Origin of the sequence: Holdemanella porci (genome assembly GCF_009696075.1) — a bacterium.
Classification (GTDB): Bacteria; Bacillota_I; Bacilli_A; order Erysipelotrichales; family Erysipelotrichaceae; genus Holdemanella; species Holdemanella porci.
In genome coordinates, this window is record NZ_VUMR01000055.1 from 1 (window position 1) to 14,344 (window position 14,344).

Genomic DNA, 14,344 nt, shown 5'->3' on the forward strand with positions numbered 1-14,344 from the left:
TTTAAATATTTTGAAGTTCTTGTCATAAGTGTAGTCTCTCTTTCGTTTACACCTATACAATAAATCTTAAATAGACATCATTAATGTCAGTTATATTAACAAATCACCAATGTATCTGTTAAGCCTTTCTAAAACTCTCTTCACTAATTGTATGTTCCATACGACAAGCTTCTTCTTCTGCAAGAACAGGTTCTACACCAGCATGAAGCAATTGATTCTTAAAATAAATATGCCTTTCATACACTTGACTAGCCTGTTTTTGTCCTTGTTCTGTAAAGAATAAATATCCTGTTTTATCCGTATAAATTAATTCTTTTTCTTTTAAGTCTTTCAAAGCATGTGAAACACTCGGCTTAGAAAAGCCTAGAGCTGCCGCCACATCAATAGCACGAACATTCTCTTGTTGAGACTTTAATACATATATTGTTTCTAAATAATCTTCCTGAGATTGTGTTAGCTGCATTTCTATTCCTCCGGTTAGTTTAAGCTTACCATAAAAGTATAACAAAATTTCACATAAGATTCAAAACTTTTGCACAAAAAATAAAGTTAAGATACACTAGTAAAGTAAATTTATGCAAAAGGAGAACAAAAAATGTTTAAATGTAATAAATTATTAGGCGTATCTCTAGCAGCCGTTATGAGCATTTCAGCCACTGCCACGAACGTATTCGCAATCGATACATCTGTTATAGATGAAAAATGGGGCAAACCAACCGTTGTATATGGTGGTGGTTTAAGTGAAGATCAAATCCAAAGCACACGTGAATTATTTGATATTGAAGATACAAATAACGTCTACGAAACAAGTGTTGATGCCAACGACTTATACAACTATTTAGGAATTGCTGGTGGAGATACATCCAGTTTGATTTCAAGTGTTATGGTTCAAAAACAAGATTCTGGTACAGGTGTAAAAGTAAAGATCATCACACAAAGCAATATCACAAAAATCACATCCAACCAATATGCCAACGCCGCAATTACAGCCGGTGTCAGTAATGTTGAAATCGATGTTGCTTCCGTTTCAAAAGTAACTGGAGAATCTGCTTTAACCGGTGTTTACAAAGCGTTAGAAGCTAATGGAGAAACACTAGATCCTGATCGCACACAAGTTGCACAAGATGAGCTTGAAACAACAAACGAAATTGCTCAAAATAATGCAGACGATTCTAATTTTGACTCTGCCCGCTTAGATCAGGCTTTAGTAGAAATCAAACAAGATCTTGCCCAAATCAAACAGAACCAAGGTAGTGCTGCAACTACCGAACAAGTTGAACAAGTCGTACAGGATGCTTTAAAGAAATTTAATTTGAGTGACATCATCTCTCAAGACGATATTGATAAATTGATCGCATTTGCCAAGAAATACCAAAACACTTCAGCTATTGACTCACAAGAAGTATTAAATCAATTAAACAAATTATCTGGCAGTTTAAAAAATCAATTATCTGGATTATTCAACAAAGCCCAATCTGAAGGATGGTTTGACAAGATTATTAACTTCATTAAAAGTCTATTTAACTAAAATAAGGAAGTCTTAAGCGACTTCCTTTTCATTTGCCATACGATATATTTCAAGCATATCCATTTCATCCAACTCTTTAAATTTTCCAATTGTGCGCGTATGCTCAAAGCTGCATTTGTATGTTAATTCATACAATTCCGGTTCTGTACACTTACGTTTTAACAATCCTTGAATACTTGTCGGCATGCCGATACTTCTAAAGAATTCCTCCATCTTTTCAATAGTATTCAAAGCGCAAGATAATGTATCCGAATCATCCAAACCAAACACACGATGTCCAAGCTTGGCAAATCGCGTTGGATTTTCCATATATACATGATTTGCCCAACTATCCCAAATAGCCGCAAGACCTGCACCATGTGCTACATTAAACATTCCACTTAATTCATGTTCCAATTGATGGCAAGCCCAATCTCCTAAAGAGCGATCTCCAGTCATGTCATTGTGTGAAACACTACCTGCCCACATAATTTCAGAGCGTGCCTGTTCATTAGAAGGATCTTCTAAAAGAATTTTTGCGTTTTTTATGACAGTACGGACTAAACTTTCTGCCATTTGATCTACCAAATCCAAGGTTTGGTATGGCGTAAAATATCGTTCCAATGTATGCATAATAATATCCGTACACCCACACATTGTTTGATATCGAGATACAGTATATGTTAATTCTGGATTTAAAATAGAAAATTTAAAATATCCATAATCACTGCTTAAACCACGTTTCAGATTACCATCTTCATTTGTGATTACGCTTGAATTACTCATTTCACTGCCTGTTGCAGATAGCGTTAAGATACACCCCATAGGTAAAGCACCCTTCACCTTTTTCTTTCTTGCGTAATAATCCCAGACAGCACCTTCATTATAAACGCCATACGCAATGCCTTTGCTTGAGTCTAAAACGCTTCCTCCACCAACAGCAAGAATAAAGTCAACTCCTTCTTCTTTACAAATTTGAATTCCTTCGTTCACCTTTGAAAGTAGTGGATTGGCAACAACACCTCCACACAAACAATAGGCAATATTTTCTTCATCAAGTGCCTTTTTCACTCGATCCAAAAGACCGGATTGAATGGCACTTTTCCCTCCATAATGAATCAATACTTTCTTTGGATGATATTCTTGTAAAATCTTTCCAACCCTTTGTTCCTCATCTTTACCAAAATACACTTTTGTTGGTGCATAAAACTTAAATTTTTCCATATTTACCCCTTTTAAATCTTTTTCATTGAAACAGCTTCAATCAACAAGCAAAGACCAGCCACAACCAAATAGGTCGCAATAATATAATTAATGACTAAAGCACTTTGGAATGGCATTACCAAAAAAATAATACCTAACAACAGATTGACCCAACCTGTCAAACTTAAATATTTCGTATCGATCACTCTAAAGAAACTAAGTCTAGACCCCCAAGTAATCTTTTGAATACCATTAACCAATAGCACAAACGCAAACAAGAATGTCAATGTGCTTACAGTAATTGTAACTGGCATCGTGCATAATAAACAACCTAACAAAATATTTAAGATACCACTGGCTAGCCACATTGCGTCTCTAAAAAAGAAGGTTGTTGAGATATATGAATAAATTTCACATGCACCCCAAACAATCAAGCCAATGGCTGCGATTATTTGAATAGTTGTGAATATCTTTTTTGGAAACGCAAAACATAAAATACCTATAAGAATCAATACTATACTTAATATTATACTCATTCTTTTAGCCTTTTTATACCTTTCATTCCATTGTGTTGTGAATTCATCAATATAATCATAATCAGAATCAAACCATTTCATAAGTAACATCTCCTTTATGATTTCAGTATAACACTATTTTTAGCACTTTCAACGTTGCAGTGCTAGACACATTTCAAATTCTGTCTATTATTGTAAATTTATGTCATCAATGATAAACTTTTACTTGTCGAAAAAAAGGAGATTTTAAATGTTTAAAAAATACCTGATTGTGTTTTTTGTATCTATGGTACCCCTTATTGAACTTCGTGGAGCCATCCCAATCGCAGCCGGAATGGGATTACCATTTATACAATATTATATAATTGCGATTATTGGAAATATGATTCCTGTTCCCTTTATCTATTTCTTTGCCAGAAAGATCCTTGTCTGGGGAGCTGACAAGCCAGTTGTCGGAAATTTCTTTACGTGGTGTCTAGAAAAAGGTGAAAAAGGTGGTAAAAAATTACAAGCCACTGCAGGAAAAGGATTGTTTGTAGCCCTATTATTATTTGTGGGTATTCCATTACCGGGAACAGGAGCCTGGACTGGTACACTTGCCGCTAGTATCTTAGATATGAATTTCAAATCGAGTGTACTAGCCGTTATGTTAGGTGTCATTTTAGCTGGTATCATCATGGCTCTTGCGAGTATGGGATTGTTTGGGGCACTTGGAGCACTATTCTAATAGTGCTTTTTCTTTTATCTAAAAGAAAAAAGGTTTGAAAAAAAATCAAACCTTACTTAAACATATTGTGCCTGAAAAAATAAACAGTCGCAATTACACAAGTTAAAATAGCCACAAAACTTGGAAACCATACAAATGGGAATGGCAACTGTACGTTCATCCCATAGAATCCAAAAATAATATTTGGGATAGCCATAACAATTGTGATTACAGTCAATTTATTCATGACAATGTTCATATTGTTAGAAATGATACTCGCAAACGTATCCATTGTACCTGCCATTGTGTTTGAGTAAATGTTACACATCTCAATGGCCTGATGGATTTCAATCATTACGTCTTCCAACAAATCTTCATCCTCTTCATATAATTGAATCTGTTTTCCACGCATAATCTTGCTTAATGTAACCTCATCTGATTTTAAAGATGTTGAAAAGTAAACCAATGACTTTTCTAAGCCTAACATTTCAATCAATTCATCATTTTCTACAGACTGATGCAAGCGCGTTTCTGTTCGACTTGATAAGCGGTCAATTTGGCGTAAACAAATCAAGAAACGTTGTGAAATACGCAATGCCAAAAGTAAGAAAAATCTTGTTTTTAAACGTGTATCCATACCTTTTATTCTACCTTGTGACATTTCTAAAATACTCCAGTTTTCATATAAACTTATTGTCACAACATAACCCTTTAAAATCACAATACCAATTGGCAATGTAGAATAGGTTGAATCAATTGAATCATCATCTTCATTTTCTGCACTTGGGTAGTCAAAAATAATCAACACTTGTCTAAAATCATCATCATAATCAATATGTGAACTTTCTTCTTCATCCAACGAAGATTTTACAAATTCAGGTAAGATTCCTATTTGCTCAATTAAAAAATTTCTTTCTTCTTCCGTAGGTGCAACCGCATTGATCCAGCATCCTGGTTCTGGTTCTGCAATCTTGCGTGTTCCATCTTCAAACGTTTTATAAAATTCTAACACAATTTGTCCTCCTTATATCTTAAACGAAGACAAATCTCATGTCTCCGAACGTATTTGTTTTTTCATAATTATAATAACTCGGGTCTGGAGACATGTTTTCACCTACTTTCATACATAAGATATTGTATCATATCTATGTCAAAATCTCGTGAATTTTCACAAAAAAATGACTAGTATAAACTAGTCATAAGGTTTATATTCAACTGTTTCTTTGTCAAAATCAATAAATAACTGGAATGCATTACGATTTTCATCTTCATCCCAAATTTCCACAAACTTAGGAGTCACTTCAATTAAGATTTCTGTATCAATGTGTGAATATGCATTATAGCTTTGCCATAAAAATTCTTTATATTTCTTTTCAAAAATACGTCCCGGCTCATCAACAACCAAGCCTAAGTTTTTAGCAGTACCCTCTACTTGCACCCCATTAAAGCACATAGCTACTTTATCATTTTTGAACAATTGTTGTGTTTTTCTAAAGTTTTTGTCTGTCTTAAAATAAATCTTGTCATTGTAGAAAACGCAACTTACATTTCTTACCATAGGATAATCATCCACACAGCTTGCCAAAGCCATGATTTTATAATCCCCTAATTTTTCATCCATAATTTTTTTTGCTTCTAAAAGTTCCATGTTTTTCCTAACCTTTCATAACTAATATTAAAACTGCAATTGATACAATAATAAATGCACTGACAATTCCAACATCTTTTGTAAGTCCTTCACTTGTATTAGACTGTGGAACAAACTGCGTGTTTCTCAACGCATTTACAAGTGGTTTGTAGATCAACATTGCACAGGCTGCATTTAATGTACATTTAATAATATTGAATGGAACAATACCTGGAAGTAACATGCCAACCACTGCACTTCTTGGCATTTGATAATAAATTGGTGTAATAATGTAGTTCCATAATGTCATACTCAATGTACAGCATACAGTTCCTAATACCAAGCCGATGATAGCTCCTTTTTTAGAATGTTTATACTTATAGATGCAGGCTGCAACACATGCGAATGTACAAGTTGAAATCACATTCATCAAAACATCTAATAAGTTTCCTCCACGGAATACGATTTCTAAAAACGAACACAATAGACTCATAATAAAAGATGTCATAGGACCATAAATAAATCCTGCAATCACAATAATGATATCTTTTGGATCGTAGCTTAGAAAAGATACGGCTGGTACAATTGGAAATTGTATCAATAAGTTTAAAACCATTGCCATCGCACTTAAGATCGCAATCGTAGTTAGTTTCTTTGTTGAACTCATAAATCATCATCCCTTCATATATCCACCAAAAAAACGTGCCTAAAGAAAATCCCCTAGGCGCGTTTAAATATACAAAAGAATATATAAAAACATCTTCTTCCATCCAGACTATACTGTCGCCACTGGAATTGCACCAGTTCATGCATAATGCTCGCGGGGTTTACCGCCGATAGGGAATTTCACCCAACCCTGAAGATTTAATTTATGCAAATTCAGTATACACTTGTTTCAAGTAAAAAAAAAGAGCAAATTAAATTGCTCTTTGTAGTATCCTTAAATCATAAGCCATGTTCTGTTCCACTTGCGTGGTGACAGTCATTTATCTATAGCATAAAGCTATCCAGCCTTCCTTTCGTTTCATTCCAGCCGGTTCCCCTACCAAATTTGGGTTTCTCGCTTGTGGGGTTTACCCGTTCCACCCTATACGTTTCCATATAGATTCGTCTCTGTGGCACTTTTAAAGTTTGTTTACATAGTTTCCCTTAGCAAACAAAACAGCCGTCAAGCAATAACTTGCCTAGATTTATTTATTCATCTAGCACAAACACTACAATCATCACAGATTGTGCGAGCATGGACTTTCCTCTAACTATCTAAGTAGCCAGTGACTGTCGATTTAATTCACTATTCTTCGCTTTGATTAAATACAGCTTTTTCCAAACGTGCAATACGTTTTAAGATATCTACTGTATTGCTGCTTCCATTCACAAAATCAGAATTTACTTTTTCGTTTAAGTTTTCATTCTCACTTTGTAACGCAAACAACTGTTGCTGCAATTCTTTGATTTTTTCTTCATAACGAGTGACTGCAGCACCTAATTCTTCTACTTTCTCATCATATTTCTGATAATCTTCAATTACCATATCTAGAAATTCATCTACTTCAGCAGGGGCATATCCCTTCAAGTCTACATGAAATTCCTTTTCATAAATTTCCTGAGCTGTCAAATTCATATCTTTTGCCATATATATAGTCCCCCTATATCTGCTTAAATATTATGAATGTTTTGCACAAAAAAATCAACTGTGACTTTTCAGATTCATTGAATGTTCATTCTTTTTCATATATAATGTTCGTGATGAGCACTATTAAATATCCGAATGCAATTTCAACCATAAATACAATGCACCAAAAGAGTTATAGTTCTCGAGGTATGCGCCTCGAAAACGATATAAACGACTCTAATAAATATTATAGAGAACTCGATAGAGCTTTGATTTATAAAAAGCCGACACCTGTTCAAGTTGTTCATGTGGACTATCCAAAAAGGCAAAGAGCTAAAATCACTGAAGCTTACTATAAAACGCCTTCCACGACGGACTACAACGGTGTATATCGAGGTAAATACATTGATTTTGAAGCAAAGGAAACGAAAAATAAAACGAGTTTTCCACTCTTTATGATTCACCCACATCAAATCAAACATCTAAAAAAAGTTGTATTTCATGGAGGTATTGGTTTTTTTATTATTCGATTTAATTATCATAACGAAACATACCTTGTTGATTCAAAACTGCTCATAGATAAAATAGAAAATATAGACAAAAGCTCTATACCATATTCTTGGTTTCAATCCCATGGGATTCTTATTCAAGAAGGATTATGTCCTAGGTTAGCATATTTAAAAGCTGTAGATGAACTCTATTTTAAGGAGGATAAGTAAATGGCCCAACCACAAAACGAACAAAATAAGCCCAAAACACAAAAGACAAACAGAAGAAAATTAGACATTTGGAATAAACTAGCCGTATCCGTCTTATCTATATTTTTAGTTGGATGTATCTCCGTATTCTTCGTTCTTGTCAACATCATCAACGATCCTGACGGCATGCGTTTTTCGCAAGACGGTTTGACTACATTATCCAATTCAAGACTTTACGATGCTTCAGGCAACGTATTCTATGAACTTGGAGATGAAATTCGTGAAGACGTAACCTACTCACAAATTCCACAATCTGTAGTCGATGCTTTTTTATCAATTGAAGATTCACGTTTCTTCGACCACAATGGATTTGACTTGCCACGTTTCTTGAAATCCGCTATGGCAAACTTGAAATCTGGAAGTCTTGCTCAAGGTGGTTCTACATTAACCATGCAAATGATTGATAATGCATTTACAAAGAACCAGGAAAAAAAATTAGAAACTGAACAGGGTACGATCACAACCGCTCAAAAATTAAAATTAAAAGTTCAAGAAATCTATCTTTCATTGATTGCTGAACAAAGCATTAATAAGGAACAAATCTTTGAATACTACGTAAACCGTATTTGGTTTGGTTCAGGAAACAATACACGTGGTATTCAAAAAGCCGCACAATACTTCTTTAACAAAGATGTATCACAATTAAATTTGGGTGAAGCTGCATTCTTGGCTGGTTGTATCAATGCACCAGATACATACAATCCATTAAACAATTTAAACGAAGCAAACACAAAGCTAGATCATTTAAAAGCTGCTCAAAATCGTAGAAATGTTACTTTAGAATTGATGTTGCAACATGGATATATTACGGAAGAAGAATTTAATCTTGCTTCAAACCAAGACTTATCATTCTCTTTAGAATATGTAGAGCGTACAAGTGATGATCCAAATCAAGCTTATATCACACAAACATTAAGTGAAGTTATGGAATTAACTGGACAAGATCCAGCCATTATTCCAATGGATATCTATACCGCACTAAATCAAGATACTCAAAAACAAGCTGATGAAATCTGTAACGGTAACATCGTTCAATTCCCTAACGAATATTTCGATGTTGGTTTCTCAATGATTGAAAACGATACAGGGGAAATTATTGCAGTTGGTCCTGGCCGTCGTTATCACTCAGACTCCGTAAAAATTGATTACTCAACCGAACCAAATCAACCAGGTTCAAGTATGAAACCATTACTTGCCTATGCAAGTACATTTGATATCTTAGGATGGTCTACTGCGCATCAGGTAAACGATAAGAAAAAAGATTATTGGAAAAATGGTTCTTACGCTCCTAAAAACTCAGACGGTAAATACAATGGTATTATGAGTTTACAAGATGCATTAGGTGTTTCAAAAAATACCACAGCCGCTCAAGCTATGATTGATTTAGTAACCGCAAAAGGCTATGATTACTGGATCGATTATTGTAAAAAGCTTGGTTTTAGCGATGAAGTGGCTGAAGGATTTAATGAACAATACGCAATCGGTGGCTCGAGCATGCGTGCAAGCCCAATCCAACAAGCGAGTGCTTACTCAACATTTGCGAATGGAGGTAAGCGTGTGGATGCTCACCGTGTTAGAAGAGTAGTTCGTAGATCCGATAAAAAAGAATTTAAGACAAACGCTAAAACATATGATGTTATCAGTGAACAAGCCGCATGGATGATTTCGCAATTACTTGAAAAAGTAGTTTCAGGTGGTTACCAAAACTACAACGAAATTCTTGCGAGCAACTATACAGTATATGGAAAATCAGGTACAACAGACTGGCCTGCAAATAGCTATGGAATTCCTGAGGGGGTTGCCAAAGATGAATGGTCAGTAGGCTATACAAATAAATATACAATCGCTTGTTGGAGTGGATATACAACGGATGCCATCACAAACTATGGTATGTATATTACTTGGGATGATTTAAATGTTGCTTCAGCATTCCATATTTCACACTACATGCTTGATTACATGCAAAAATATGCAACATATTCTGCACTTGAAAGACCTAGTGGTATCTCAGACTACAAGGGTGGATACATCAAAGATGAATTCAAATCAAAAGGTGATACAACATCTGATAACAATGATGCGCAAGATGCTTGTGAAGCTAGTGGTGGCGAATGGGATGAAGAAAACCAGACATGTAAAAAGTCTGATGATAAAGAAAGAGAAGCTTGTGAAGCCGATGGTGGTGAATGGGATTCTGAAGCTGGTACATGTAAAAAAGAAGAAGAAAAAGAAGAAGAAACAAATGAAGCCGAAACAACTTGTACAAGTAATGGCGGAACTTGGGACGGAAGTGCATGTACATATCCTTCTACAGAACCAACAGAACCTACAACACCTGAACCAACGGAACCTAGTACTCCAGGAACAGATACTTCCACAGACAACACAACAGGCTATGTTTGGCTTGATCGAAGAAATCTCTACAATATATTCGATAGACTATAATAATGAAAGTGCTCAATTGAGCACTTTTTTGTACACAAAAAAAACAGGGATCATTTCCCTGTTTCGAGTATTGTATTAGCAATTTGAAGTTGTTTCTCAGTTGGCGGATCAATTCCTTCTAAAGGATATCCTAAGCCAAGTTCTTTCCATTTATAAGCCCCTAGAGTATGGTATGGTAATACTTCTATTCTTTCTACATTTTTTAATTGAATAATAAATTGATGTAGTCGTTCCAAATATTTTTCATCTGTATTGATTGTTGGTACCAACACATGACGAATCCATACTGGCTTTTGGATATCCGACAAATACTTAGCTAGTTTTAAAATATTTTGATTCGTATGTCCCGTTAATTCTTTATGAGCCATTTCATCAATATGTTTTATATCTAATAATACTAGATCTGTAACATTCATAAGTTGTTTAAACTTAGAAAAGAATGGTTCTTCAAAAGTAAATGGTTGTCCACAAGTATCCAAAACTGTATTGACACCTTCTTTTTTAGCTAATGTAAAAAGTTCAATCAGAAAATCAATTTGAAGTAATGGTTCACCACCACTGACTGTAATGCCACCATTGTCTTTCCAGTAAGGACGATATCGTAAAGCTTTCTTTAATACCACTTCTGCACTTTGATCTGGCTCTTTAGTTTTCCAAGTATCGGCATTGTGACAAAACTTACAACGCATATGACATCCTTGCATAAAGATGACATATCTTACGCCTGGTCCATCTACAAGGCCAAACGTTTCAATCGAATGAATTGCTCCTAACATAATAGCCTCCTAACTAGAAAGAGCCTTATTAAAGGCTCTTGTGACATGTACGACTAATAACATCTAATTGTTGTTCGCGAGTTAAATCAATAAATTTAACGGCGTAGCCAGAAACACGAATTGTAAAGTTTGCGTATTCCTCTTTTTCTGGATGCTCCATCGCATCTTTTAATTTTTCTACACCAAATACATTCACATTCAAGTGGTGAGCACCCTGATCAAAGTATCCATCTAATACATTCACTAAGTTATTTACTCTTTCCTCTTCAGTGTGACCCAACGCATCTGGATTAATTGTTTGCGTATTACTAATTCCATCTAGCGCATATTCATAAGGAAGTTTTGCGACAGAATTTAGCGATGCCAACAATCCATTTTGTTCTGCTCCATATGCAGGGTTAGCACCTGGTGATAATGGTTCTCCTGCTTTTCTTCCATCGGGAAGCGCACCTGTAGCTTTACCATATACAACATTTGAAGTAATTGTAAGAATCGAAGTAGTTGGTTCACTATCACGATATGTGTGGTGTTTTTCAATCTTACGCATAAATGTCTTTAATAACCATACGGCAATTTCATCCGCACGATCATCATCATTTCCATAACGAGGGAAATCCCCTTCAATTTCATAATCAACTACCAATCCATCTTCATCACGAATTGTCTTCACTTTTGCGTATTTGATGGCACTCAATGAATCTACTACATGTGAGAATCCAGCAATACCCGTTGCGAAAGTTCTACGTACATCTGTATCAATCAAAGCCATCTGGCTTGCTTCATAATAATATTTATCATGCATATATTGAATCAAATTCAAAATATTTACATATAATCCTGATAACCAGTCCATCATGATATCGTATTTATGCATTACTTCATCATAATCTAAATACTCACTTGTGATAGGCTTATATTCTGGACCTACTTGTACTTTTGTCTTTTCATCTACACCACCATTGATAGCGTATAGTAAACATTTAGCTAAGTTTGCACGAGCACCAAAGAATTGCATTTCTTTACCAGTTTGCGTAGCACTCACACAACAACATACCGCATAATCATCTCCCCATACAGGACGCATTACATCATCATTTTCATATTGAACACTACTTGTATCAATACTTACTTTTGCAGCATATTTCTTGAATGGTTCAGGCAAATTTGAAGAATACAATACAGTCAAGTTTGGTTCTGGACTCGGTCCCATATTTTCAAGTGTATGCAAGAAACGGAAACAAGTTTTAGTAACCATACTTCTTCCATCCATACCTAAACCACCAACATCAAGTGTTGCCCAAACTGGATCTCCTGAGAATAATTGGTTGTAGCTAGGAATTCTGGCAAACTTAACCATTCTAAATTTCATAGTCACATGGTCAACAATTTCTTGAATATCACTTTCTGTGAAGACACCATTCTCTAAATCTCTTTCAAAATAAATATCTAAGAACGTTGAAATACGACCTACTGACATAGCCGCCCCATTTTGTGTTTTAATAGCAGCTAAATATCCAAAGTATAGCCATTGTACTGCTTCTAATGAGTTTTTAGCAGGCTGAGAAATATCATATCCATAGCTTGCTGCCATAATTTTCATTTCTTTTAACGCCTTGATTTGTTCAGCCAATTCTTCACGCTGACGAATTACATCATCGCTCATTGTTCCATCGCCACAATATGCGAAATCTTTTTGTTTCTGCTCAATTAAATAATCAATACCATAAAGTGCAACACGACGATAATCCCCTACGATACGTCCACGACCATATGTATCTGGTAATCCTGTAATGATTTTGTTACGACGTGCTAAACGCATTTCTGGTGTGTATGCACTAAATACAGCATCATTGTGAGTTTTATGATATTTTGTGAAGATTTCATGTAATTTTTCACTTGGTTTGTATCCATAAGTTTCGCATGCCTCTTCACTCATACGAATACCGCCATAAGGCATAAATGCACGTTTTAATGGTTTATCTGTTTGTAAACCGACAACCTTCTCTAAATCTTTATCTAAATATCCAGGGCCATAAGCAGTTAGACTCGAAACCACTTCTGTTTCCATATCCAATACACCGCCTTTGGCACGTTCTTCTTTTTGTAGTTTTTGAAGCTCAGCCCATAAAGTATTTGTCGATTCTTTTGGACCTTCTAAAAAGCTTTCATCACCATTATAAGGTTTGTAGTTATTTTGAATAAAATCTCGAACATCTACCTCATCCTGCCATTTACTGCCTTTAAATCCTTGCCATTGTTCTTTCATGATTGCCTCCTTCTAATGACAGTTAGTTATGACTAACATTTATTTAAAGTTTACTATGATTCCTTCGAGCAGTCAATTAAAAAGACCCACCGAAAAGACAAAGTAAACTTGCCCAGACGGTCGGCCTATAACATCATACTTCATGTGGTAACTCCACTTCCGTCAGTCATATGATAGTCAAATCATAACAAAGAATTATCAATTACGCAAGCGTTTTCCCTAGGGTTATTTAAGATTTTAAAGTCTACTTAAAGTACACTTTCAAAGTATACTTTTATGTTGTGCTTTAAATTCAACTATTCGCCATTTGTGATATGTTCAATGTATAGTGGAAATAGCAATATTTTAGATGAAAGGAGGTCAGTTATGGATACAAAAAAGATAGGAACCTTTACCTCAATGAATCGCAAGAAAAAAGGGTATACACAAGGGCAGTTAGCAGAAAAATTAGGTGTGACAATTGACCCTTTCTTAGCCGAAGAGTCCGGAAAACAGGGGAACCAGAGTGATACCGATGAGGGCCACGCCGCCACCGGCCATGAGCTGCTTCATACCCTGAGACTTTGCTTATGTGTGATAAAGAAGCAATAGAAGTGCAAAAAATTTTGCCGTTCCTATCCGACACTTGGCCATTGTGTCGGATAGGTCGGGCGGTTATTCGGGCAAGTCAATCTTGCCGACAAAGCTGTAATAAATCTCGGGAGTTTGACACCCCTTTTCACAATTGATCTTAAACATAGCGCTTAAACTAGCGCTTTTCTTTTACTTTTTTTGTCAAATTATTTGTTTTTGTATATCGTAATATCTCGTATTCTGTGATATAATTGTATTAGGTGATATTTATGCGTGTTACAACTACTAAATCTAAATCAGATGAATCTTTTTATATCAATTATGCTTTCATCAACGAAAAAGGAAAAAGCACTTCG

At 35.2% G+C, this 14,344-nt stretch carries 14 protein-coding genes, 1 other RNA gene and 2 riboswitches; of the genes, 5 read left to right on the top strand and 10 right to left on the bottom strand.

Translation table 11 applies throughout. The features are described 5' to 3' along the window. Positions 1-118: 118 nt before the first annotated feature. Entirely contained in the window at positions 119-463 is a 345-nt protein-coding gene (locus tag FYJ55_RS08705; RefSeq protein ID WP_154556503.1) for a metal-dependent transcriptional regulator, read from the bottom strand. Between the two features lie 132 nt (positions 464-595). Here FYJ55_RS08705 and FYJ55_RS08710 point away from each other — a divergent pair, with 132 nt between their 5' ends. Next, positions 596-1,528 (top strand): DUF1002 domain-containing protein, encoded by a 933-nt coding sequence (locus tag FYJ55_RS08710; protein WP_154556504.1) that lies wholly within the window; start codon positions 596-598, stop codon positions 1,526-1,528. 12 nt (positions 1,529-1,540) lie between these two features. Here FYJ55_RS08710 and FYJ55_RS08715 read toward each other — a convergent pair whose 3' ends face one another. Further along, complete coding sequence (locus FYJ55_RS08715; RefSeq protein WP_154556505.1) at positions 1,541-2,731, bottom strand: iron-containing alcohol dehydrogenase; 1,191 nt, start codon at positions 2,729-2,731, stop codon at positions 1,541-1,543. 11 nt (positions 2,732-2,742) lie between these two features. Continuing rightward, the gene (locus FYJ55_RS08720) at positions 2,743-3,327 is read right to left on the bottom strand and encodes an HdeD family acid-resistance protein (protein ID WP_195836708.1); all 585 of its coding nucleotides are present in this window, start codon (positions 3,325-3,327) and stop codon (positions 2,743-2,745) included. Positions 3,328-3,475: 148 nt separating this feature from the next. Between FYJ55_RS08720 and FYJ55_RS08725 the strand changes: the two genes are divergently transcribed. Next, on the top strand, positions 3,476-3,952 hold the full coding sequence (locus tag FYJ55_RS08725) for a COG2426 family protein (protein WP_154556507.1): 477 nt from the start codon (positions 3,476-3,478) through the stop codon (positions 3,950-3,952). A gap of 52 nt (positions 3,953-4,004) precedes the next feature. On the opposite strand, the gene FYJ55_RS08730 is transcribed toward FYJ55_RS08725, so the two are convergent. The 5 genes from FYJ55_RS08730 to gpsB form a co-directional block, all read right to left on the bottom strand. Next, on the bottom strand, positions 4,005-4,943 hold the full coding sequence (locus tag FYJ55_RS08730; protein WP_326831864.1) for a magnesium transporter CorA family protein: 939 nt from the start codon (positions 4,941-4,943) through the stop codon (positions 4,005-4,007). Between the two features lie 180 nt (positions 4,944-5,123). Further along, complete coding sequence (locus tag FYJ55_RS08735) at positions 5,124-5,579, bottom strand: pyridoxamine 5'-phosphate oxidase family protein (RefSeq protein ID WP_117571086.1); 456 nt, start codon at positions 5,577-5,579, stop codon at positions 5,124-5,126. Positions 5,580-5,586: 7 nt separating this feature from the next. Continuing rightward, positions 5,587-6,225, bottom strand: a complete 639-nt coding sequence (locus FYJ55_RS08740) for an ECF transporter S component (protein ID WP_117571085.1) — start codon at positions 6,223-6,225, stop codon at positions 5,587-5,589. 87 nt (positions 6,226-6,312) lie between these two features. Continuing rightward, positions 6,313-6,426: riboswitch (FMN riboswitch) on the bottom strand. A gap of 75 nt (positions 6,427-6,501) precedes the next feature. Then, positions 6,502-6,845, bottom strand: an RNA gene (gene rnpB / locus FYJ55_RS08745) — RNase P RNA component class B. A gap of 4 nt (positions 6,846-6,849) precedes the next feature. Beyond that, positions 6,850-7,191 carry a cell division regulator GpsB gene (gene gpsB / locus FYJ55_RS08750; RefSeq protein WP_117924274.1) on the bottom strand — a complete coding sequence of 114 codons (342 nt, stop codon included), beginning with the start codon at positions 7,189-7,191 and terminating at the stop codon, positions 6,850-6,852. A 104-nt stretch (positions 7,192-7,295) separates the two neighbouring features. On the opposite strand from gpsB, the gene recU reads away from it, so the two are divergent. Both recU and FYJ55_RS08760 read left to right on the top strand, forming a co-directional pair. Further along, positions 7,296-7,889 carry a Holliday junction resolvase RecU gene (gene recU / locus FYJ55_RS08755; RefSeq protein WP_229771144.1) on the top strand — a complete coding sequence of 198 codons (594 nt, stop codon included), beginning with the start codon at positions 7,296-7,298 and terminating at the stop codon, positions 7,887-7,889. Beyond that, the gene (locus tag FYJ55_RS08760; RefSeq protein ID WP_154556508.1) at positions 7,890-10,373 is read left to right on the top strand and encodes a transglycosylase domain-containing protein; all 2,484 of its coding nucleotides are present in this window, start codon (positions 7,890-7,892) and stop codon (positions 10,371-10,373) included. It begins immediately after the preceding gene. Positions 10,374-10,423: 50 nt separating this feature from the next. On the opposite strand, the gene pflA is transcribed toward FYJ55_RS08760, so the two are convergent. Together pflA and pflB are read right to left on the bottom strand one after the other, a co-directional pair. Then, positions 10,424-11,149, bottom strand: coding sequence for a pyruvate formate-lyase-activating protein (gene pflA / locus FYJ55_RS08765; protein ID WP_154556509.1), 726 nt, complete (start codon positions 11,147-11,149; stop codon positions 10,424-10,426). 28 nt (positions 11,150-11,177) lie between these two features. Continuing rightward, positions 11,178-13,415 (bottom strand): formate C-acetyltransferase, encoded by a 2,238-nt coding sequence (gene pflB / locus FYJ55_RS08770; protein ID WP_154556510.1) that lies wholly within the window; start codon positions 13,413-13,415, stop codon positions 11,178-11,180. Between the two features lie 103 nt (positions 13,416-13,518). Next, a riboswitch (ZMP/ZTP riboswitch) is annotated at positions 13,519-13,595 on the bottom strand. 186 nt (positions 13,596-13,781) lie between these two features. Here pflB and FYJ55_RS11565 point away from each other — a divergent pair. After that, on the top strand, positions 13,782-14,006 hold the full coding sequence (locus tag FYJ55_RS11565) for a hypothetical protein (RefSeq protein ID WP_456152221.1): 225 nt from the start codon (positions 13,782-13,784) through the stop codon (positions 14,004-14,006). Positions 14,007-14,344: the final 338 nt, after the last annotated feature.